This window comes from Catenulispora sp. GP43 (assembly GCF_041260665.1).
GTDB lineage: Bacteria > Actinomycetota > Actinomycetes > Streptomycetales > Catenulisporaceae > Catenulispora.
In genome coordinates this window covers 128,671-149,766 of the sequence record NZ_JBGCCT010000028.1, presented here as the reverse complement: position 1 = coordinate 149,766, position 21,096 = coordinate 128,671, and the positions used below count along the sequence as shown (strand labels likewise).

The 21,096-nt window shown below is 70.1% G+C and carries 22 protein-coding genes and 1 pseudogene; 10 read left to right on the top strand and 13 right to left on the bottom strand.

What is annotated here, in order from left to right; translation table 11 throughout:
- The first annotated feature begins 53 nt into the window (after positions 1 to 53).
- The 4 genes from ABH926_RS40625 to ABH926_RS40610 all read left to right on the top strand — a co-directional run bounded on the left by ABH926_RS40625 (position 54) and on the right by ABH926_RS40610 (position 3,311).
- Positions 54 to 641 carry a DUF2617 family protein gene (locus ABH926_RS40625; protein WP_370371556.1) on the top strand — a complete coding sequence of 196 codons (588 nt, stop codon included), beginning with the start codon at positions 54 to 56 and terminating at the stop codon, positions 639 to 641.
- Positions 638 to 1,402 (top strand): SDR family NAD(P)-dependent oxidoreductase, encoded by a 765-nt coding sequence (locus ABH926_RS40620; protein WP_370371555.1) that lies wholly within the window; start codon positions 638 to 640, stop codon positions 1,400 to 1,402. The genes ABH926_RS40625 and ABH926_RS40620 overlap by 4 nt, the downstream gene beginning before the upstream one ends.
- Positions 1,403 to 1,474: 72 nt before the next feature.
- Positions 1,475 to 2,338, top strand: a complete 864-nt coding sequence (locus tag ABH926_RS40615) for a hypothetical protein (protein WP_370371553.1) — start codon at positions 1,475 to 1,477, stop codon at positions 2,336 to 2,338.
- 136 nt (positions 2,339 to 2,474) lie between these two features.
- On the top strand, positions 2,475 to 3,311 hold the full coding sequence (locus ABH926_RS40610) for a FadR/GntR family transcriptional regulator (protein WP_370371551.1): 837 nt from the start codon (positions 2,475 to 2,477) through the stop codon (positions 3,309 to 3,311).
- Positions 3,312 to 3,467: 156 nt separating this feature from the next.
- On the opposite strand, the gene ABH926_RS40605 is transcribed toward ABH926_RS40610, so the two are convergent.
- A complete protein-coding gene (locus tag ABH926_RS40605) occupies positions 3,468 to 4,223 on the bottom strand; it encodes a helix-turn-helix domain-containing protein (protein ID WP_370371584.1) in 756 nt (251 codons plus the stop codon).
- A 101-nt stretch (positions 4,224 to 4,324) separates the two neighbouring features.
- Here ABH926_RS40605 and ABH926_RS40600 point away from each other — a divergent pair, with 101 nt between their 5' ends.
- On the top strand, positions 4,325 to 4,681 hold the full coding sequence (locus ABH926_RS40600; protein ID WP_370371549.1) for a VOC family protein: 357 nt from the start codon (positions 4,325 to 4,327) through the stop codon (positions 4,679 to 4,681).
- Between the two features lie 45 nt (positions 4,682 to 4,726).
- Positions 4,727 to 5,281, top strand: a complete 555-nt coding sequence (locus tag ABH926_RS40595; RefSeq protein ID WP_370371547.1) for a hypothetical protein — start codon at positions 4,727 to 4,729, stop codon at positions 5,279 to 5,281.
- Between the two features lie 78 nt (positions 5,282 to 5,359).
- Here ABH926_RS40595 and ABH926_RS40590 read toward each other — a convergent pair whose 3' ends face one another.
- Both ABH926_RS40590 and ABH926_RS40585 read right to left on the bottom strand, forming a co-directional pair.
- The gene (locus ABH926_RS40590) at positions 5,360 to 5,908 is read right to left on the bottom strand and encodes a DUF1772 domain-containing protein (RefSeq protein WP_370371545.1); all 549 of its coding nucleotides are present in this window, start codon (positions 5,906 to 5,908) and stop codon (positions 5,360 to 5,362) included.
- Positions 5,905 to 6,756, bottom strand: a complete 852-nt coding sequence (locus ABH926_RS40585) for an NAD(P)H-binding protein (RefSeq protein ID WP_370371544.1) — start codon at positions 6,754 to 6,756, stop codon at positions 5,905 to 5,907. Before ABH926_RS40585 ends, ABH926_RS40590 begins: the two co-directional genes overlap by 4 nt.
- Positions 6,757 to 6,837: 81 nt before the next feature.
- Here ABH926_RS40585 and ABH926_RS40580 point away from each other — a divergent pair, with 81 nt between their 5' ends.
- Positions 6,838 to 7,821: an AraC family transcriptional regulator gene (locus ABH926_RS40580; RefSeq protein WP_370371543.1), complete on the top strand. Its 984-nt coding sequence runs from the start codon at positions 6,838 to 6,840 to the stop codon at positions 7,819 to 7,821.
- Positions 7,822 to 7,875: 54 nt separating this feature from the next.
- Here ABH926_RS40580 and ABH926_RS40575 read toward each other — a convergent pair whose 3' ends face one another.
- The 3 genes from ABH926_RS40575 to ABH926_RS40565 form a co-directional block, all read right to left on the bottom strand.
- Entirely contained in the window at positions 7,876 to 9,063 is a 1,188-nt protein-coding gene (locus tag ABH926_RS40575) for a DNA polymerase III subunit delta' (protein ID WP_370371541.1), read from the bottom strand.
- Positions 9,060 to 11,759: a dTMP kinase gene (gene tmk / locus ABH926_RS40570; protein WP_370371539.1), complete on the bottom strand. Its 2,700-nt coding sequence runs from the start codon at positions 11,757 to 11,759 to the stop codon at positions 9,060 to 9,062. The genes ABH926_RS40575 and tmk overlap by 4 nt, the downstream gene beginning before the upstream one ends.
- A 138-nt stretch (positions 11,760 to 11,897) precedes the next feature.
- Entirely contained in the window at positions 11,898 to 12,677 is a 780-nt protein-coding gene (locus ABH926_RS40565; protein ID WP_370371538.1) for a DUF4232 domain-containing protein, read from the bottom strand.
- Here ABH926_RS40565 and ABH926_RS40560 point away from each other — a divergent pair.
- A pseudogene (locus ABH926_RS40560) lies at positions 12,664 to 13,014 on the top strand (helix-turn-helix domain-containing protein); the annotation flags it as partial. The gene ABH926_RS40565 and the pseudogene ABH926_RS40560 sit on opposite strands and share 14 nt — an antisense overlap.
- Positions 13,015 to 13,494: 480 nt before the next feature.
- Positions 13,495 to 14,112, top strand: a complete 618-nt coding sequence (locus ABH926_RS40555; protein WP_370371588.1) for a hypothetical protein — start codon at positions 13,495 to 13,497, stop codon at positions 14,110 to 14,112.
- A 33-nt stretch (positions 14,113 to 14,145) separates the two neighbouring features.
- Here the strand turns inward: ABH926_RS40555 and ABH926_RS40550 are convergent, their stop codons facing one another.
- Together ABH926_RS40550 and ABH926_RS40545 are read right to left on the bottom strand one after the other, a co-directional pair.
- On the bottom strand, positions 14,146 to 14,589 hold the full coding sequence (locus tag ABH926_RS40550; RefSeq protein ID WP_370371536.1) for an SRPBCC family protein: 444 nt from the start codon (positions 14,587 to 14,589) through the stop codon (positions 14,146 to 14,148).
- Positions 14,590 to 14,669: 80 nt separating this feature from the next.
- On the bottom strand, positions 14,670 to 15,032 hold the full coding sequence (locus ABH926_RS40545) for a DUF488 domain-containing protein (RefSeq protein WP_370371534.1): 363 nt from the start codon (positions 15,030 to 15,032) through the stop codon (positions 14,670 to 14,672).
- Positions 15,033 to 15,085: 53 nt separating this feature from the next.
- On the opposite strand from ABH926_RS40545, the gene ABH926_RS40540 reads away from it, so the two are divergent.
- Entirely contained in the window at positions 15,086 to 15,535 is a 450-nt protein-coding gene (locus tag ABH926_RS40540; RefSeq protein WP_370371533.1) for a hypothetical protein, read from the top strand.
- 10 nt (positions 15,536 to 15,545) lie between these two features.
- Here ABH926_RS40540 and ABH926_RS40535 read toward each other — a convergent pair whose 3' ends face one another.
- The 5 genes from ABH926_RS40535 to ABH926_RS40515 form a co-directional block, all read right to left on the bottom strand.
- Positions 15,546 to 16,394 carry an alpha/beta fold hydrolase gene (locus tag ABH926_RS40535; RefSeq protein ID WP_370371531.1) on the bottom strand — a complete coding sequence of 283 codons (849 nt, stop codon included), beginning with the start codon at positions 16,392 to 16,394 and terminating at the stop codon, positions 15,546 to 15,548.
- Between the two features lie 552 nt (positions 16,395 to 16,946).
- A complete protein-coding gene (locus tag ABH926_RS40530; protein ID WP_370371530.1) occupies positions 16,947 to 17,270 on the bottom strand; it encodes a hypothetical protein in 324 nt (107 codons plus the stop codon).
- A gap of 497 nt (positions 17,271 to 17,767) precedes the next feature.
- A complete protein-coding gene (locus ABH926_RS40525) occupies positions 17,768 to 19,324 on the bottom strand; it encodes a hypothetical protein (protein ID WP_370371528.1) in 1,557 nt (518 codons plus the stop codon).
- A complete protein-coding gene (locus ABH926_RS40520) occupies positions 19,321 to 20,178 on the bottom strand; it encodes a bifunctional DNA primase/polymerase (protein WP_370371526.1) in 858 nt (285 codons plus the stop codon). The genes ABH926_RS40525 and ABH926_RS40520 overlap by 4 nt, the downstream gene beginning before the upstream one ends.
- On the bottom strand, positions 20,178 to 20,927 hold the full coding sequence (locus ABH926_RS40515; RefSeq protein WP_370371525.1) for a hypothetical protein: 750 nt from the start codon (positions 20,925 to 20,927) through the stop codon (positions 20,178 to 20,180). Before ABH926_RS40515 ends, ABH926_RS40520 begins: the two co-directional genes overlap by 1 nt.
- Positions 20,928 to 21,096: the final 169 nt, after the last annotated feature.

The following is a 21,096-nucleotide window of genomic DNA, read 5'->3' as shown; positions in this document are numbered from 1 at the left end:
CGGACCATACGCTTTCTTCGTGACCCGGGCACCGGCCGGCTCGTTCACCATGCGTGATCGCTCCCTTATCGGTCCCCTATAGGGACGTCCGTGCCTCGGAGCTGTCGTGGTCCCTGGAGGCCCCAGACCAGCCCGCCCTGCACAGCCGCCGGCATCCGGTCGGCGGCCTCGACGTGGAGGTCCGCATCCTCGGCGCCTCGCATCAGATCCTGGTGCGCACCGCGGACCCCGACGCCGAGCCCGCCCGCCTCGTCTGCCGCGAGACCGTCGCCTGCCGCGACGCCGCGGGCCCGCTGCCGATAGCCGTAGAGCGCGAACTCGACGACGGCTACCACTACGAGGTCCGCTGTGAGGTCCGCACGGTGGACTCCGGGCACTTCCCGGCGTGGGCCAGCGCCCTGCGCGACTACGCCGGCACCCTGCCCGACGCCACCGTCGCGGTGTTCCCCGCGAACCCCGACGCCGTCACCGCGGTCGTCGTGGAACCGCTGCCGTCCCGGCTGCACGGCGTGCTGTGGCGCACGTGGCACACCTACCCGCACGCCGGGGGAGGCGGTGACGTGGTCGCCACCAGGACGGTCCTGTACCTGGCACCCCCCTCTGGTGGCGCCGGAGGGGGCATGCCAGGCTTGAGGCCATGACGACGGCCTTGATTACCGGGGCGACGGCCGGCATCGGTGCCGCGTTCGCCCGCCGTTTCGCGGCGGCCCGCTATGACCTGGTGCTCGTGGCCCGGAACGTCGAGCGCCTGGAAAACGCCGCCGCCGAGCTCAGTCTGCTGGGGGCAGGCAAGGTCGAGATCATCCCCGCGGACCTGGCCACGGTGGAGGGTCGCGCGGTGGTCGAGGACCGCCTGGCCGACCCGCTGCGCGGCGTCGACGTCCTGGTCAACAACGCCGGCTTCGGTCTGGCCAGCGCCTTCCTCGCGCATCCCGTCGAGGACGAGGAGGCGCTGCTCGACGTGCTGGTGCGCGCCGTGCTGCGGCTGACCCGCGCGGCGCTGCCGGGCATGATCGAGCGCGGCAAGGGCGCGATCATCAACGTCTCCTCGGTCGCCGGCTTCGTCCCGCGCGGCACGTACAGCTCGGCCAAGGCCTGGGTCACGAACTTCAGCGAGTCCGTCGCCGCCGAGGTGTACGGGACCGGCGTGCGGGTGGTCGCGGTCTGCCCGGGGTTCACCCACACCGAGTTCCACGAGCGCGGCGGCATGGACACCGGCGACATCCCGGGGTGGATGTGGCTGGAGGCCGACGAGATCGTCGAGGGCGCGCTGCGCGACCTGCGGCGGGGTCTGCCGGTGAGCGTGCCGAGCGTGCAGTACAAGGCGATCACCGCCGTGGCCAAGCTCGTCCCCCGGAATCTGGTCACCAAGGTCAGCCGCGGGATGTCCAAGCGCTGGTAACGTGCCACCAGGCACGCGCTCCGCACGATGGCGGACGCGCGGGTGACTTCCCGGCGAGGGGGTGGGTACGCGATGGCGTTCGAGGTCGAGGTGCCAGTGCGGCACCGGACTATGTGGCTGGCGTTCACCGATCCCGAGAAGATGGCGCGCGCCGTGCCCGGGCTGGTCGTGGACGCGGTCCACGCGGTGCCGCCGGCCGACGGGCCCGAGGGGGTCGCCGGGGACGTCGTCGCCGGCCGCTTGAAGCTCCGGGTGGGCTCCGGCGGAGCCGGGGCCACCATCACCTACCGGGGCACCGCCTGCATAGCGGGTGCCGAAGCACACAAGGGCACGCTGGACATCGCCGTCGACGCCGCGCAGGCGCGGGGCAGCGGCGCGCTCGCCGGGTATCTGCGGGTCACGCTGGCGCCGGCCGGGGACGCCGGTGAACGGACCCTGATCTCCGTGGTGCCGGAGCTGGAGCTGACCGGGCGGGCCCTGGAGTTCACGCGGGAGGACTGGCACGGTGCTGTCGCCGCGCTGGGCACGGAGTGGATCGAGGCGCTGGCCGCCGACTACCGGGACGCGGAGCATGAGGGTTCTGCGGTCCAGGCGGTGGAGACGGTCGTCGTTGTCGAGACGGCCGAAGTAACCGAAGTAGCCGAAGTAACCGAGCCGGCGGCATCAGCTGAAGCCCTTGATGTCGTCGAGGCAGTCGAGACGCCCGAAGTGGTCGAACCCGCGGCGGAGCCGGCAAATAAAAGCACGGAATCCGCGCCGGAGAAGATCGCCGATCCGCTTTCCGAGGACCCGTTGGCGGCGGTCTGGAGCGGCCGTTACGAGAAGAACCGCTGGTTCCCGGCGATCGCGGCTCTGACATTGTTCCTGCTGATCAAGCGCAAGCGGCGCCACCGCGCCGACAAGCCGGGCGCGGATTCATCATTTAGGATGGAATAGCCCTCAGATAGCTGCCTTGAGTAGACCTCGGCTCGTACATTGGCGCGCAAGTCGGTACATCACACCGGATGCCTGGACGCCGGGCAGCAGCGCGGCGGCCAGTGACGCAGCAGCACGATCGAGGAGCACCAGCAGCATGTATGTCGAGGGATGGAACGTCCACCGGGTCATCCGGCCCGCCCGCCTCGCCAACGCCGTCGTCGAGCGGCTGCTGCTGCGCATACTGGAAGGCGAGTTCCCACCGGGCACGGATCTGCCCCCGGAGGCGGCGCTCGCGGCCGAGTTCGCGGTCAGCCGCACCATCCTGCGCGAGGCGCTCAAGGCCCTGGAGGAGAAGCGCGTCCTGCGCATCCGCCACGGTCGCGGCACCACGGTCCGCCCCAAGGCCGAGTGGAACCTGCTCGACCCGCTGGTCCTGAGCGTGCAGCTGGAGTACGAATCCTCCCCGGAGCTGGTCGCCGAGCTCGGCGAGGTCCGCACGGCCCTGCTCACGCTGATGGCCGAGCTGGCCGCCCGCCGCATCCACCCGCCCCAGCGCGAACTGCTGGCGGTGTCCCTGGAGCGCATGCGCGTGGCGGTCGAGGACCCGGGCCCGTTCCACGACGCGGCGGCGACCTTCACCCGCACCCTGGCCGAGGCGGCGGGCAACGAGGTGGCGCGGTGCGTCATCGAGACCATCGACGTCCCCTACGGCGGCCAGGAGGACAACCCGGCCAAGCTCGCCGAGACGATGAAGCTCCGCCTGCTCCTGGCCGAGGCGGTCCACGCCACGGTCGCCGCGGGCCCGGGCGCCCCGGCCGGCTCGCTCCCGGTCCCGGCCCCGGCCGCGTCCTCGTCGCCGGCGGCCCCGGGCACCCCGGTCCCGGCCCCCGCCACCGCCCCCGGCGCGCAGCCGCTGCGCCAGGGCCAGGTCGCGACGGTCCCGCTGAACCGGCACGGCGTGCGGACGCCGATGCAGTCGGCGCGGGTGTAGGCAGGCAAGCCCTCCTGCTGATCGGGGGATCAAAGTGAAGAGCGCGCATACGGCCCCGCCGGATTGATCGATCCTGCGGGGCTTTTGCGTGGGCGCCCTTAGCGCCTCTCGCCTTTAGTGCCTCAGCCCTGTCAGCCCGCCAGCCTGCGAGCCCTGTCAGCTCGCCAGCAGTCGCCGCACGGCCACCGGCGTGTGCCCGACATGCTCGCGCACCGTCCGTGTCAGGTGTGCCTGGTCGGCGAACCCGAGGTCGTATGCGAGGTCGGCGAGCGCCGTCTCGCCGTCGGCGAGGCGGTCCATGGCGCGGCCGACGCGGACCCGATTGCGATAGCGCGTCAAGGAAACCCCGGTCTCCCGGGAGAAGACGCGGCTGAGCCTGTACGGCGAGACCCCCAATAGACCCGCCAGACCGCACAGCGTCGCGGCCTGTGGGACATCGGCCAGGATGGCCTCACGAGCGGCCGCCGCCAATACGCCGTCCCCGATCACGGATTTCGATGTGTAACCGGCAGCCAGCGCGACGAGCTTTAGGAGTTCTTCCGCAGTCGCGTAGTCCGCATCTCCTGTAGCGGCGGCAGCCAGTAGCCGCCTATGTGTGAACTCAATACGGGCGTCTACATATACGGGGCTTCCTATAGGAAGCCGTCCCCAGAGATCTGTAGAGAATCCCACGGATGTGCAGACATCCCCGCCTGCCGGATGCGCGAAGCGTTCCTCTTCACCCGGCGCCGTCATGTAGGCGGTGGTGCGGTCCAGATCGGTCGCGACTCCGTTGGTCCAGCGCCGGAACCGCCCTTTGCGGATCAGCACCAGCCGGGCCGCCCGGTGCTCCTCGGCATCCGACCAACCGGCGCCCCCGCCCATGCAGTCGACCCTGTGCACCGAGAACTCGGGCCGGGCTGCGAGCGTCATGGCGGTCTGCACACGGCCGACGCTACGCGCCGGTACCGACACCCCCGCCCCCGCAAGAATCTTCAATACGACGCCCACCCCCACAGCGCATCCTCATCACCATGAACGCACCGCTGACCCTCACCACGATCATGTTCGACAGCGCCGACCCGGCAGCCCTCGCCGCCTTCTACAGCACCGCGACCGGCTGGCCGATCACCGACACCGACGACACCTTCGTCTACGTCGGCGAAGGCCCCGTCACCCTGGCCTTCCAGCACATCCCCGACTACCAGGCCCCCTCCTGGCCCGACCCCGCCAAGCACGCCCACCTGGACTTCAAGACCGCCGACAAGGCCCAAGCCGTCCAGGACCTGCTGGCCGCCGGCGCGAAGCTGCCCGACTTCCAGCCCGGCGGCGACAGCTGGACGGTCCTCACGGACCCTGAGGGGCATCCCTTCTGCGTCGCGGCCGCGTAATTTCGGCGCGACGTCGGTACGTGGAGCGCTATAGCGTTCGGATGCATGCGGCCAATGCTGTTGATCGATGTGGATGGACCGTTGAATCCGTATGCGGCCAAACGGACTCGCCGTCCCGAGGGCTATACGACGCACCGGCTACTGCCGCCGAGCTGGGCCGAGGAGCGGAGAGCTTTGCTGGATCTGTTGGGAGCCCCCGACCAGCGGGTCAAACCGCTGCGGGTCTGGCTCAATCCGGACCACGGCCCGGCACTGGCAGCCCTGCCGTTCACCTTGGTTTGGGCCACCACCTGGCAACAGGAGGCGAACGAATACATAGGCCCGGTCCTCGGGCTTCCCGAACTGCCAGTCATCACTTGGCCTGAGGAGCGAGTCTTTCCGGCCGGCGGTCTCTGCTGGAAGACACCTGAGATCGTCACATGGGCGGCAGGCCGTCCGTTCGCCTGGATCGACGACGACATCACCGATGCGGACCACGACTGGGTTCGCGACCGTCATGAAGGCCCCGCGCTACTGCGTCGCATCGACCCGGCGATCGGTTTGGTGACCGAGGACTTCGAAGCCTTGGCGGCGTGGGCCGAATCCGTGGGCACAGGCTGACGCATAGCGAAACGGTCCTGTGGGATTCCCTTAGCGAATCCCACAGGACCGTCCCCACAGCCCACCTCCTCCAGCCGGTCAAACAGCGCTCCACATCTGTGACTGGACCTGAGCCTCGGCCCGCGGCGCCTCGTCGCGGCGGCCGGCTATCAGCAGCGCCCGCGCCAGGCACGCGGCAGCGCCCGTGCTGAGCAGCGCCCTCGCGATGTTCCACGCGTTCCACGTGTCCTCGAACCGGGCGCGGACGGCGGCGGGGTCCTTGATCGTCGCTGCCGCGCCGGCGCCGGCCAGTTGGTTGTTCAGCGGGATGTTGACCGCCATCGTGGTCAGCAGGCCGACGGTGTAGAGCGCGAGTCCGGCGGCGATCCACAGGCGCAGCTTGCGGTCGTGGCGGAAGGTGCGCAGGGCCCAGGCCAGGAGGACCAGGGCGCCGAAGAAGGTCAGGAAGAACACCGGGTTCTCGATCTTCTTGTTGATGTTCTGCATCGCCTCGATGAACGTCCGGTCGCCGGAGGCACCGAGCCCCAGCATCACCGAGCAGGCGAAGGCGTAGTAGACCCCGGCGATGAGCCCGGTCACGACTGTCGCGGCGGCCAGGATGCCGCTGCCGCTCATGCGCGTCTTCACTTCCAGACTCCGTTCTCGGCGGCGGTGCGTGTGTACTCCGTGAAGTCCCGCGGCGGTCTCCCAATAGCGCGACCCACTCCGTCGGCCACGTAAGCGTTGCGGCCGTCCAGAACCTCCGTGAAGAGGTACGTGAATATCTCGATCGCCGCCGGGTCCTCGCCTGCCTCCGTGAGGTACGCGGTGAACGCGTCAAGCGGAACCGAGGTAAACGTGATCTCGCGTCCTGAGGACTCCGCTATAGCGTTTACCGCCTCCGCGAACGTCAGCAGGCGCGGTCCGGTCACCTCGTAGACCTGCCCGAGGTGCCCGTCCCCGGTGAGTGCGGCGACTGCGACATCGGCGATGTCCTCGACGTCGATGAACGGCTCCCGGACATCCCCGACCGGCAGCACGACCTCGCCCGACAGCACCGACTCCAGGAAAGCGCCCTCGGAGAAGTTCTGCGCGAACCAGCTGGAGCGCACCACCGTCCACTCCAACCCCGACGCCGCGACGGCCTCCTCGGCCCGCTGTGCCTCCTTCTCGCCGCGCCCCGACAGCAGCACGACCCGCCGCACCCCGGCCCGCCGGGCCTGCGCGCTGAACGCCGCCACCGCTTCGGGCGCCCCCGGCACGGCCAGGTCTGGGAAGAAGGACACGTAGACGCTCGTGACGCCCTTCAGCACCGCGGGCCACGTCGCCGCGTCCTCCCAGTCGAAGGCCGGGCTCGCCGAGCGGGAGCCGCGCCGCACCGCCACGCCGGCGGCCTCCAGGCGGTCGGCCACCCGGCGGCCGGTCTTCCCGGACGCGCCGAGGACGAGGACCAGGCCCTTGTCCGTGTTCCTGTCCGTGTTCTCGTTCGTGTTCATGACTCAAGTACAGCCGTCGCGCGTGAGATTCAGAATGGTCCAGACTCCACGTATCCATACGCGATCGTCTACAGTCGAAGCATGGACGTCATAGCCGGCTTGCTCAACGGACCGCGTGCCGACGGTGCCTTCCTGCTGCGGTCGCTGCTCACCCCGCCGTGGTCGCTGCGGGTCCGGGACCAGGCGCCGCTGACCCTGGTCGCCGTGATCGCGGGGGCCGCCTGGGTGGTCCCGGACACCGCCGCGCCGACCCGCCTGGACCGGGGCGACCTGGCGATCCTGCGCGGCCCGGACCCGTACGTCTTCGCCGACGACCCTGCCACCGAGCCGCAGGCCGTCATCCACCCCGGCCAGCGCTGCACCACCCCCGACGGCGAGGAACTCGGCGACCTCCGCTCCTTGGGCACGCGCAGTTGGGGCAACGCCCCCGACGGCGCCACCGTCCTGGTCACCGGCACGTATCAGGTCCTCAGCGAGATCTGCGCGCCGCTGCTGGCCGCGCTCCCGCCGCTGGCGGTGCTGCGCGACGGCGAGTGCGACACGCCGCTGATCCCGCTGCTGGCCGACGAGGTGGCCCGCGACACCCCCGGCCAGGACGCCGTCCTGGACCGCCTGCTGGACCTGCTGACGGTGGTCGCGCTGCGGACCTGGCTCGCACGTCCCGACGTGGAGACCCCCGCCTGGTACCGCGCGCAGGACGATCCGGTGGTCGGGACGGCGCTGCGCCTGATCCACGACGACCCCGCCCACCCGTGGACCGTCGCAGCCCTCGCCGACGCCGCGCACGTCTCGCGCGCCGCCCTCGCCCGGCGCTTCACGGCCGAGGTGGGCGAGCCACCGATGGCCTACTTGGCGAACTGGCGGCTCGCGCTGTCCGCGGACCTGCTGCGTGACCCCGCGGCGACGATCGCGTCAGTGGCCGAACAAGTCGGGTATGGCAGTGCGTTCGCGTTGAGCGCAGCCTTCAAGAGAGTGCGCGGTATCAGCCCTAAGGAACACCGGGAACGGGCCAGCCGCGAGGCGACTCCTGTGGCGGCCGTGCGGCCGTGGCGCGTAGCCGTATAGCCCATAGCCCATAGCCCCGTTTAGCGAACCTCTACCAGGGACACACTGTCGTCCCTACCGGAGACTCACCGCCATAGCCTCCACAGCGAGCAGCGGTGCCACGTTCCGCTCCACCGCCTTCCGGCACGCCAGCACCGCCTCGATCCGCCGCAGCGTCGCCTCAGGCGTCCCCGACGCGGCGACCTTGCGGACGGCCGCGTACTGGTCGTCGTGGATCGGCTCGGTGACGTCGCCGCCCGCCCCGCCGAGCGCGCCGAGCTGTACCGCCAGCACGTCCCGGTAGAACGCCGCGAGGTCCACCAACGCCAGGTCCAGGGCGTCGCGCTGCATCCGGGTCGCGCGCTTCTTCTGCCGCGACTCCAGATCCTTCAGCGCACCGGCCGCGCCCGGAACCGCTTTGCGCGACCCCTCCTGGAAGCCCAGAGCCAGTCGCAGCTCCGCGGTCTCCACAGTGTTGCGCTCCTCGGCCTCGCGCTTGGCCTCGGAGATGGTCGCGTCGACCAGCTTCTGCGCCGCCGACAGGGCCGAGCCCATGTCGGTCAGGGAGGAGGCCAGAGCCAGCACCTCGGTTCGCTTGGCCCGCGCCTCGTCGTCCGTCGCCAGCCGCTTGGCGCGCCCGATGTGTCCCTGGGCCGCGCGGGCCGCCTCGCGGGCGCGGATCGGGTCCACTCCGTCGCGGCGTACCAGGATCTCCGCGACCGCCGTCGACGGCGGTGTGCGCAGCAGCAGGTGCCGGCAGCGGGAACGGATCGTGGGCAGCATGTCGTCGCGGCCCGGGGCGCACAGGATCCACACGGTGCGGGGCGAGGGCTCCTCGACGGCCTTCAGCAGCACGTTGCCGGCCGCCTCCGTGAGCCGGTCCGCGTCCTCGATCATCAGCACCTGCCAGCGGCCCGAGGCCGGGGTCATCGACGCGCGCCGTACCAGGCCGCGGGTGTCGGCCACGCCGATCGAGAGCTGGTCGGTGGCCAGCTGCAGCACGTCGGGATGGGTGCCGTCCAGGACAGTGCGGCAGCCCAGGCAGTGGCCGCAGCCGGGCTCGCTCTCCGTCGTGCACTGCAAAGCCGCCGCGAACGCGCGCGCCGCCGTGGAGCGGCCGGAACCGGGCGGGCCGGTCAGCAGCCAGGCGTGCGTCATGCCGTGGTCGAGCGCGGCCTGCGCCAGCTCGGCGCTGACGTGGTCCTGGCCGACCAGGTCGGTCCAGACGCCGTAGGGCTGGAACCCCGCGCCCTCGCCGCTCATGCGTCGTCCCCGCTGTGCCGCGACTGGTGCCGGGCTCCGAACAGTTCGTCCGCCATCGACAGGGCGTCCTGTTCCGGTTCCTCGTCGAACTCCGGCTGGGCGACGTAGTCCGGCACTTCCCATTCGCTGCGTACGGAAGGCGCTGTGATGTCCTCGGCGTGCGAAGAGGAAGAAGAAGACGAAGAGGGAGGGGAGTCCGAAGGGGGAGTCGAAGCCGGTGCCGGTGCCGGGGAAGCCGCGGAACCCGGCGAAGCGGGGCGCGGCGTCGCGGCCGAATCAGACGCCTGCCCCGGCCGTGCCGCCGGCCGGTCGGTCGGGGCGAGCCGCGAAGACAGATCCCCGGCCCCCTGCGCCCGCTCCCGCGCCGCGCGCTCGGCCCTGGCGGCGTCCTCCTCCAGGCGCCGTCGATGCTCCTGGCGCGCGACCTCCCGCGCTTCGTGCGCCCGCTGTTCCTGGTCGCGCTGCTCGGCCTCGGCCTCGGCGCGGCGGCGTTCGGCGTCGGAGAGCTCCGCCATCTGCACGGCGCGCTCCGCGGCGGCCTTGCGCCGCTCGGCCTCGCGGCGTTCCGCTTCCTCGGTCCGCTGCTGGCGCGACAGGTGGATTCGGCCCTCCAACCGGGCCCGGATGCGCCCGGAAATCTGCTCGATCGGCTCCAGGGCGTTGATCACGACGAACCGCTCCGGTTCGGCCGTGGCCAGCTCCAGGTAGCGGTTGCGGACCCGCCGGTGGAAGTCCACGGACTCCAGCTCCAGGCGGTCCGCCGGGGTCTTGCGGCGCCGCGCGGCCTCGATCGGGTCCAGGTCCATCAGGATCGTGACGTCCGGCATCAGCCCCTGCGTGGCCCACTGCGAGAGCAACTCGACCTCGCGGGCCGACAGCGCACGGCCGGCGCCCTGGTAGGCCAGCGAGGAGTCGACGTAGCGGTCGGTGATGACCACCGCGCCGCGCTCCAGCGCCGGCCGGATCACCCGCTCGACGTGATCGGCCCGGTCCGCGGCGTAGATCAGCGCCTCGGCGCGCGGGGAGATGACGTCGGCGTTACGCGCGTCCAGGACGATGTTGCGCAGCTTGGTGCCCAGCGGCGTGCCCCCGGGCTCGCGGGTGACCACCACCTCGTGGCCCTGCGCGCGCAGCCAGTCGGCCAGCAGGTCCAGCTGTGTGGACTTGCCACTGCCGTCGCCACCTTCGAACGACAGGAAGGTGCCGGTATAGGTGTGTGCGGTGCGTTCGATCTCAGTCCGGTCGGGCAGCGTGTCCCCGCCGGCTCCGGTCGCCGCTGGTCCGGAGGTGATCCCCTGCTCCGCCGCGCCCCCGGCGCGCGTCGGAGCGGCGGAGCGCTTAAGCGCCGCCTTCAGTTCGGTCCGCAACGATTTCCCTGGCACGGTGTCCATCATCCTGTACGCCACCCACCCGACGCCCGCCGCCAGGAGTCCCGCGCCGAAAAGGGTGATGGCCGCGCCACCATAGGTGATCGACAGGCCGGGAACACTTAGCGTGTGCGTGCCGACAATCCCGGCGACCGCCGGGGACACGGCCAGGATCAACACCAGCGTCACCCTGATCAGCGACTGCACGAAGGCGAACGTCCGGCCGCGCAGCTCGTCGGCCACCTCGCGGCCCAGCATCGTCTGCCCGATGATCCACGCGGTCCCCCCGAGGAAGCCGACGACCAGTGCGCACAACACGCTGAACAGCAGGATCGGCACCAGCGCCAGCACGCACAGCACGATCCCGGCGGCGAAGATCACCGTCCCGAACAGCCGCTCCCGGGCCACCGCGGCCAGCACCCGCGATCCGATGAACATCCCGGCGGCCAGGCCGAGGAAGACCGTGCCGAACAGGACGCCGTAGGCGGCCTGACCTGCGTGCAGGTCGCCGACGTAGGTTCGGGCCAGCCCGACCACGGCGCCGCCGGCCGCGAAGGCCCCGGTTGTGCCGATGATCACACCGCGGATCTTCTTGTCGTCCCCGAGATAGCGCCAGCCGTCGATCAGCGTGCGGAGCGGGGAACGGGTGTCGGTGGTGTGGCGGCGCTCCGCCGCGCGTTCTGTAGCGGACCGCGCGGGGATGCTCTTAAGGCGCGCGATCGTAAGGGCGGAGAACAGGAAGGTGAGCGCGTCGAAGTAGAGCGCCAGACTGACCGGCTTGGCGGTGAAGAACGCCCACTGATTCGCCAGTCCCTTAGTGATCAGCGACAGTACGGTGAACACCCCCGCCGCGATAGGGGCGGTCCCGTATGCGGTCAGCAGCGACACCTGGTTCGCCGGCTCCAGCAGCCGCGGCGGCACCAGGTTCGGGACCGTGGCCTCCTTGGCCGGGATCCAGAACATCGCCGCGATCTCGATCATGAAGGTCGCCGTGAACAGCCACCACAGTGTGCCGACCACAGGGATCGACACGAAGAACAGGCAGCGCGTGCTGTCGCCGGCCACCATCGTCCAGCGCCGGTCCAGCCGGTCGGCGACCACCCCGGCGATCGGGCCGAACAGCACAGCCGGGATCAGCCGGACCACGAAGACGCCGGCGACGGCATAGGAGCGCCCGGCGTACCCGCCTCCGGCCAGGGTCACCGCCAGTGAGGACTGCGCGAGCAACCCGAGCCAGTCGCCGAGGCTGGACAGCGACAGCGCCGTCCACAGCCGGCGGAAGTCGGGGATGGCGAGGACCTCGCGGATCCTGGCCGGTGTTGACTCCATGCAACCACGGTAGTGCTCTGTGTTTTCGAACGGGCCGGTCAGGCGCCGTGGTTCGGCGGCGCGGGTGATTCTCCGTACCGCCGGACCACGGATGTCCGACCGGCGCCTCCACCTGCCCGCCGCCGGCCCGCAGGAGCGTCACCAGGCGATGGCGCTCTGCAGATCCGACTGCCAGTAGGTGACGAAGGCCTTGTCGACGTCGACATAGGTGCCGCCGGGCAGGGGGAGCGTCATGGAGCCGGGCAGGGAGCCGGACTGGTCCCGCGTCTCCAGGAACACCTCGACCTGCTTCTCGAGGACCGGGGTGCTGCCGGAGCCGTCGGCCGCGGAGGTGCCGATGGCGGCGTAGGCCGACTCGCCGGGGGCGATGGTCACCACGGCCTGCGGCTTGCTGTCCTCCACGGCCTGGGTGACGGACTGCTGGTCGGCGTCCAGGCGCAGGCCCGGGTAGTAGTACAGGTTGCACGTGGTGCTGCCGGTGTTGGTCACGGTGAGCAGGACGTGGTTGATGGGGCGGGTGAGGCTGGTCACGGTGCCCTTGAGGTGCCCGACGGAGCAGTCGCCCGGCAGGCTCGAGCCGGAGTCGGCGCTCGTGCTCGAGGGCTTCGAGGCGGGCTTGGCGGCGGTGGTGGTCGTCTTCGGCGGGGCGGGCGCCTGCGCCTGGGTGGAGGTCGGCGCCTGCGCCGGGTCGGGAGCGGACGTCTGGCCCGCGGTCGCCGCGGCCGGCTGGGAGGTGCCCGGCGCGCCGCCCGGCTGGCTCGTGCCGGGGGCGCTCACGGCGGTGGCGGCGCTTGTCCCCGCGGCCGCCGCGGCGGGCTTGGCGGGGGTGCTGCCACAGGCCGCCATGCTCATCAGAGCGGAGAGGGTGAGGGTGGCGGGCAGGAGGGGCTTGGCGATGTGAGTGATGCGCTTCGTCATGCTTCGGAGCCTGTCCGTTCCGGGGCGGGGCCCGCCCGGGGTGGGAGGCTTCCGGAGCGTGCGCGGGACGGTTTCCCGTAGCATGAGCTGCGGATTAGGGGCCGGGATGGGACGCCGATCCGGGACGGGAGGGAGCCGCGTGGTGCCGGGGTCGGAGGATTTCGCCGCTCTGCTGGGGGACTTGAAAGAGCGGTCGGGGCTCAGTTACGGGGTCTTGGCGAAGCGGTTGCACGTGGGGACCTCGACGCTGCATCGGTATGTGCAGGGGGAGACGGTGCCCCCGGAGTACGGCGTTATAGAGAAGTTCGCGCGGTTGACCGGAGCTTCCGCCACGGAGATGGCGACGCTGTACCGGTCGTGGATGGCGGCGGTTGAGGCGCGTTCCTCAACGAGTGCTGAGGCGGTTCCGGAGGTGGCGGTCGCTATAGAGCCGCCTGTAGCTGAGACCGTCACTCCCGCTCCCGCTCCCGCTCCCGATTCCGATTCCGAACCCGACTTCGACCCCGAATCGCCTTCGGTCCCGCCGCGCCGTCGTCGCCTTCTTCCCGCACTGGCTGTGGTCGCCGTCCTAGGGATCGGGGCTGCGGTAGCGAGCGTCGCTTTCGCATCGTCGGGATCCAGTCCTCAGCGGACTGCGGGTCCCGCGGCGGGTTCCGTGCCGACTTCGCCGAGTGCCTCCACCACTAGCGGTTCCCCCGCGGCAACATCCGGCAGCAGTACCTCTTTGCCTGGCTCCACCACTTCCTCTGCCTCATCCTCCTCCCCGACTTCGTCCCCTTCCTCTGCTCCCTCTACTTCTTCCGCTCCGCCCATTGCGGTGACCATCCGTCCCTACCAGTGGGAGGACAAGTGCTTGCAGTGGTACCTGCTCAACAGGAAGCCCGGCGAGGTTCCCCCGCCGCCGGTCGAGCAGGACGCGCGCGGCTGGGCCAGCGCTCTGGGCGCCGTGCCTGCCGGGACGATGAAGATCGAGCTGTCGGTCCAGGGGACGTCCGCGGACACGGTGGTGCTGCAGGGGCTGCACATCCGGACTGTCAGTAAGGCTGCTCCGCTGCCGTGGACCGCGTACTCCATGGCGCAGGGATGCGGCGACGGCATCATGCCGGCCGCGTTCAACGTCAATCTGGACGCCGACCGTCCGCTCGCCCATGCCACGCCGGGGCAACAAGGCGACACGGTGACCCCCGCTGTCGACTTTCCCTTTAAGGTCTCCGAGTCCGACCCAGAGGTGCTGACCATATATGCGCACGCGCATAGCGTGAACGTCTCGTGGTACCTGGAGCTCGACTGGAGCAGCGGCTCCCGGACCGGGACCGTCAAGATCGACGACCACGGCAAGCCGTTCCAGACGAGCGGTGCCCAGGGGCGTCCGATCTACGACTACGACACGGACTCGAACAGCTGGCAGCTCGACACCACGGCCGTCGTGCAGTGACGCGCCGGCGGGGCGCCCCTCGCGCTGCTCGCGCTACTCGGAATCGGTTCCCGACTCCAGCGTCTCGGCGGCCTTCTTCAGGCCCTCGGCTTCCATGACGACGTACTGCCGGGTCAGCTTGCCGTAGAGCATCGAGACGAGCCCGCTGAGCGCGCCGGTCTGCTCGACGCCGAGCACCATGCGTGCCCTGCCCTCGCCCCGGTCCTCCACGGAGTGGACGGCGCGGACCTTCACCCCGGTGGTCTTCATCTCCCAGACGAAGGACTTGCCGGGCTCGCATTCGGTGACGGTGTAGACGGCGGCCTTCAGCTTCGGCTGCGTGACCCGCGCGCTGCTGCCCGCGGCCAGTTCGCCCTGCTGGAGGCGTTCGACCGTGGTCATGGAGGCGGACCACTTGGGCCAGGACTCCACGTCGGTCAGGGTGCGCCACACGGTGGCCGGGGCGGCGTCGATGTCGATCAAGGTCTGGAACTTCATCAGGATTCCCTCCCTACGCTCCCATCCCTTTGTACGGCAGAGCGCTTACTCCCTTCGCGCCTGGGGTACCCGTCCCGGCGCTAAGAGCCATCCCGCAGGCGCTTGAGTAGGACGGGCACATGGCTGTGGTCGACGTCCTTGGCGGCGGTGATGAGGGTGACGGTGTGCGCGGCGTGTAGGTCGCGAATCTCCTTAAGCGTGGCCTGCTGTGCGTCACCGTCCAACTCGGCGCTATAGCGCGCCTCGAAATCGGCGTACTCATCGCGATGCGCGTGCAGCCACTTGCGCAGATCGTTGGAGGGCGTCGCATCCTTGGCCCACAAGTCGAGCTCCGCTTCGTCTCGACTCACTCCCCGTGGCCACAACCGGTCGACGAGAACCCGCTTCCCATCCGCCTCGGCCGCCGCGTCATATGCCCGTTTCACGCGATAGTCACCACTCATACCGCCAGGCTATTAGTCCCCCGCCGGCCCGACCGGTCTGCGAGGCTGACCGTGTGACCATCTGGGACGACACCGCGGACAGCACCAAAGAGCTCATGTTTACAGCCCTGGACTACGCCTTGGAGAACGCCCAACTCTCCGACCAGCCCTTCACCCCCTTCTCCTTCGCACGGCACGAGGACGGCACCGCCACCCTCACCCGCTTCGCGGTGCCGCCGGGCGCCGACGTCCCCGAAACGCTGGAAGCGGCCCGCGCGCACCTGGAGACGGCGGAGGCGGGCACCACGGCGATCACGCTCTCCTACGACGGCTACACCACGTACGAAGGCGAGCGGACGGAAGCCGTCTTCGTCGAGACCCACCAACTCGACCTCCCCCGCACCCTCATCCTGGCCCAGCGCTACCTCCGCGACGCCGGCGAGCTGCAGCCCCTCGGCGACCCGATGCTGCAGGCGGAGACGGCACCGCTGGTGCTGCGGGTGGGGGAGGGCGAGGGGGAGTAGCGCGGAAACGCTAAGCGGTCGCCGCGAAGGCGATGGCCGGCACCACTACGGGCCACGTCGGCCGCGGCGGCGGCTGATGTCCCACCCCGTCCAGCACCAGCAGCTCGGCCCCCGGAATCACCTCGGCGACCGCGGCACCGTGCTCCGGCGGGAGCATTGGGTCGTCGGCCCCGTGGATGACGACCGTCGGCACGGTGACCGCCCCGAGCAGCGCCCGCATGTCCCGCACCGGCCGCTCCGCCTCCTTCATGGCGTTGTGGTTCCCCGCAGTGCGCAGGTCGCGGCTGCGGTCGTGGATCCGCCCGGCCGCCTCCCGAACCGCATCCTCATCGAACCCCAGCGGCCCCCAGTGGATCCGCGCCCCCCGCACGAGGTGCTCGACCACCGCCCCCCGATCCCCCCAGTCCGGATCGGCCATAGTCGCATAGGCATCAAGGAGCTGCGGCGTCAGCGGCGGCAACTCAGCGGGGAACACCGGACTCGTCGAGATCAGCGCCAACGAAGCCACCTTCTCGACATGATCGACCGCCATGAACTGCGCGATCGCACCCCCCATCGACAACCCCGCGACCCCAGCACGCCCCCCGAAACGCTCAACCAAAGCCACCGCATCACCCACCAAGTCGAGGAACGTATAGTCCGGCGCCCCCACCGGATACGAAACCGACCGCCCGGTGTCCCGAAGGTCGTACCGGATCACGAACCGCCCGACCCCAGCCAAGGCCCGACAGAAACCCGCCTCCCACGTCTCCATCGACCCACCCGCCCCGGGAATCAGAAGCAGCGCGGAATCAGCCGGATCACCGAAGGTCTCGACACAGAGCTCGACCCCGTTCACATGCACCATTTGCTCGGTCATGGGTGCCAACCTAGGGGGAATTCGGCTTGCTGCGCCGAAAAAGCCCAGGCCAGACATTGTCTGACGCTGCATCACGTAGATGATGACCGCAACGTGCCAGTGGCTGGGTCGATGCTCGGCGGCAATCGTCCGAAGGATGCCGGACCTGGAATGCCGAGATCCGCTCGGGCGCAGCTGTGAAACCGTGAGAGTGCCTTTATGAGATCGAGGCCCCTCGGGTCGGAGTCGAACTCGATCGGGTCCGGGCCTTGCTTCAGCACAAGGTCCAGAAAGGTCCACAGATAGCCGTTGGCGAAAGCTAAAAGGCCAGGTCAGAAGATATCTGACCTGGCCTTTAGGAAGAGCCTCCTGTCGGAATCGAACCGACGACCTACGCATTACGAGCCCGTGGTTTCGTCGCTGCGAGGTCTTCACCTGCAACGATGCCTCGCGTTGCGCCACGCGTTCCATCTCTGACCTGCGGTTGCACTGGTTCCTCATGACAGAATTCATGACAGCGCCACCACCGATGACTAGGGTCAGACCTCGACCCCACCGCTCCCGCCGTAGGCCTCAGTAACGCTTGCCAAGGCTGGGCAGGCCTGCCGGAATGGCGCGGACGCTTCGGACCTCGGGGTCACGTTCGCGTTCGAGAAGACGCTTCCACTCGGTCTTGTCCACATCGACGATGTACCGCTGGTTACTCCCGGGACACCGCCCATCGGCCTCGACATTGCCGCGGCGGTGCGGGAAGAGCCCGCGCCGCTTCAGCGGACGCCATAGCCCGCACACGGGGCACCCGATCATGAGAGGGCGATCGCCTTCAAGGCTGCCGAAACTGTAGGCGTTGGGGCTCACCTTGCTGAGCCGTATCGGTTCCTGTCCGTTGTGATTCACGCTTCCGTGCCACCACCCTCGATCGAAAACCAGCCGTCTTACGATCTCGCCGCCCCACGTACCCCCACAGCGCTTTCTGGCTGTTAGGTGCTACCCGCCGCGTGGTCGCCATACCCTCGTGAGATGCCCCCGCGCCTTGTCCGCCGGGGGCATCTCATGGCGTGCGACCGGCGGACCGCACGTTGCCTGCTGACGTTCCCTGGCGCTGAGTCGAGAAGTGATACCGCAGATACCGCAGATACCGCAGACAGAGCTCTGACCTGCTGAAATGGCCTGATCAAAACTGCGGTATTTGGGGTGCGGTGCGGTCTGTCTTGATACCGCAGATACCGCAGCCCTGCGGTATCTGGCGGCGTCCTCGGAGGGTCTGCGGTATCTGGATTCGGCTGATACCGCACGCGTTGTCGCTGGTGAGAGAGTCGCTGCGGGGTCTGCGGTATCTGCGGTATCAGTTTCGGCTCGGTCGCCCGGGAAGTTTCGGGGGTGAGTGTCGGCGGTCATGCTTTGCGCTCCACGTGCCAGCGGGCGCCCTTGTCGTGGGAGTCGGTAGCTTTGCGCAGGACGTAGTCGCCGTGCCAGCGTCCGACCTGACCGCGGAGCCGTGCGGCGAGGTTGCGGATGTCGGGCAGCCGGCCCTGTTCGTTGAGGATGAACGCGCCGTCCCACGGGTCCGGGGGCCGGTGCCCGTCCACCGGCAAATCCCGCTTCGCCGATTCGCGCAGCGCAGCGGTAGTGACCCACTCGTCCAGGTCCGGCATGGTGGCCCACTTGGTCAGGAATGCGGTCCACTCGGCGTCGTCAACGTCCTCGCCGTGGACGTCCTCGGCGTTGCCCAGGAACCCGGTGACGCCGTGGTGGGCCAGCAGCCCGCCGACGGTTTGCGCCCATGGGGTGAACTGGCGCATGACGTGCCCGGTGGCTTTCGGGGCGCCGGCGGCGCACCAGTCCATGACCAGCACCAGCAGGTGCCACAACAGCGTGCGCTGATTGGCGGGGTCCAGAATCCACAGCGACAAGTCCGGGATGGCAAACCCGGTGCGCTCCTCCGGTTTCGGCGTTTTGGGGTCCAGCCGCACCAGCACGGTCCGGGACGGCATGTCCCCGCCTACCGACAGGTTGTTGCCGGTGGCCATCCACGCCCGGTCGTTGGCGAACTCCAGGGTGGCGCTGGAACCTAGCCGGCGGTCGGTCCACGTCGGCGCGGTGAGCAACTGCGCCAGGATCGCCGAGCGGATGGCGGTCCCTTCCACGATGTTGTCGAACACCACGGCGCCGACCTGCTTGGCGAACACCGAGGTGATGACTTTGCGCAGCTCCTCCTCCGAATCGGTCCACGGCAGCACCGACTGTCCGTAGACCAGCCCGGTCGCGGCGGTCAGGATCGTCTTTCCACTGCCGGGCATGGTGGCGGTGAACAGCCCGAACGGGGTCAGGCCGCGGGCGAAGCGGCGCAGGATCGGCGTGAACATCAGCGCCAGCGCGTTCGCCCGGTCGGCATCGGCAACCCACGGGAAGTCACGCAGGAACCGGTCCAGGATGAACCCGCGCGACTCGGCGACCTGCTCCGCCGTGGGCTTGTCCGGCACCAGCTCCATCGGTACCTTCGCCGCCAGGTACAGCCCGGTCTTGCGGTCGTAGCCGGGCGCCTGCAACAGCGTTCCGTCTTCCCGCAGCACCGGCGCGCCGACGATGCCGCGCAACGGCCGGACGCCGGGCCACTCGCGGCGCGAGAGCACCGCGGCCAGCACGCCGGGCGGTGGGGTGTACTCCTCCTCGGTCCACACCTTCTTCACCAGCTGGTTTCGGTAGGTGTAGGTGTGTTCCGCAAGCAGCCCGGCCAGTCGCGGCGCGGTGAGCGTGGCGGCGGCGACCGGCAGGGCGCTGTCCGCATCCGTGGATGCCGCCCGCGCCGAGCCGGAAACCCGCTCGACGTGGACCAGCGCGCCGTCGGTGACGTAGGTCTCCGGCAGGGTGTTGCCGTTGATCTCGCAGACCAGGGTGCGGATGGTCTCGGGGTTGGTGCCGACCAGGATGTACGGCTTGTCGTCGGTCATGGTGTGACGCCTTCGGTGCGGAAGCCGCCGACGATGGCGGCGTGTGCTTCGCGGTGGGTCTGGCCGGCGGCGAGCCCGGCGGCGTACAGGGCTTCGTATCCGTCGTGGGCGGACAAGGCGCCGGCGGCGACCATCCGCCCGACCCCGACGGACGCGCCGAACAGCGTCGCCCGGCGGCGACCTTCCGGGGCGGCGGCGACCTTGCCCAGCAGCGCATCCAGCAGCGCCGTGGGCGAGGTGATGCCGCTCGCCGAGCGGATCGGGCCGGTGGGCTTGAACGTCGGCACGGCGGCCGGCGCGGGCAGACTGGCGGCGACCAACGCCGGGGGCATCTCAACGGGGTGACCAGTTCCCCACCGGTAGGGCCGTTTGGTCCGGGGGTGGATACAGGGCGGCAGCACCGCATAGCCGGGATCGCCGCGCACGTCCACGCCCGGTGCCACCCGGCCCTGTGTGGACGGGATCGGCACGCCGGGGTGCCGGTAGTACAGGTGCAGCCCGTCCGAGCCGGTGATCACGTGCGCGGTCTGGGGCATCAGGTCCGGGATGAGCCGGCCGCCGTGGGCGGGGTCGATGTCCACCACCACCAGCCCTGAGGCGGCGCCGGTGGCCAGCGCCAGCAGACCGCGCGGGGAGCAGGCGCGCATGGCGGCGATCCGTTCCGGGTCCGTGGATGCGGCGTAGGGTCCGTGGCACACCAGGCAGCCGCATGCCTGAATGTGCTCTGGCGTCGGGTTCTTGCACTCCCGGCAGTTCGCCAACGGACGCTTGTCCCGGGACAGCCACAGCACCGGCCAGCCACGCGCGGCGTACTTCAGCGCGGCCACCATCAGCGCATCGTCGGGCGACGTCATTACGCGCTCCTGCGCACGTCGGCGCCGACCGGCCCGAACACCGCGTCGGGGACGCCGGATGCCTGATCGATGGCCAGGCGGGGCGTGGTGTCCAGGGCTTCGCGGGCGGTGTCGCTGACGGTCAGCGCGATGCGGCGACGCACGTCCCGCTCCAGCTTCAGCGCCTCGTACTCGGCGCCGTCCAGCGCCAGTTCCAGCCGCTTGGCCGCGCCGAGTTGCGCCAGCTTTTCCCGGTCGGTGGCGCCCTGCTCCCGCAGCGCCGTGACCTCAATGACGGTCTGGCACTGCATGCCGACGATGGTCGCTTCGTGCGCGCGGTCTTTGGCGCGCTCGGCGTAGCCCTCGCCCCGGATGCCGGCGGCGCGACGGACACGGCGGGTCAGTACCCACCCGAGCACGGTCGCCGCCGTGGTCACGATCAGCGGTTCGCCGAGCCCGGCGGGGTAGGCCATCATCCCGACGCCGAGCGCAGCGGCAGTCAGGGCGCCGCAGGTGCCGACCAACACCGCGTCCTCGGTGGCCGATGCCCACGCGGTGACCGCGAGTCCGATGATGGCGCCGAGTCCGAGCGGGACCATGTCGCCGATGGAATGCCGGGCGCCGTGGTCCGACCAGTGCCGCGCCAGCGCCAGCATGCTGAGCGTGACGGCCGGCGATGCCAGCGCCAGCGCGATCGAGGACGGGGACACCGGCAGGCGGCGCCGCGGCGGGGCGTCCGCAGCGGGCTGCGGGGTGGTGGTTTCGGTCATGGTTCAGCCCTCCCGGGGCGGGGTGTGCGAAGTCTGTTTCAGGCAGCGCCGAGGGAAGGGAGGGGCCGGCGGGCGGTGGCGAAACCGTGGTTTTCGGGGTTCGCCAGGGTCCTGTTTCCGGTCGCTCCCTGTCCTCCCTAGATCACATGTGCGCTGGTCAGGGCGAGGG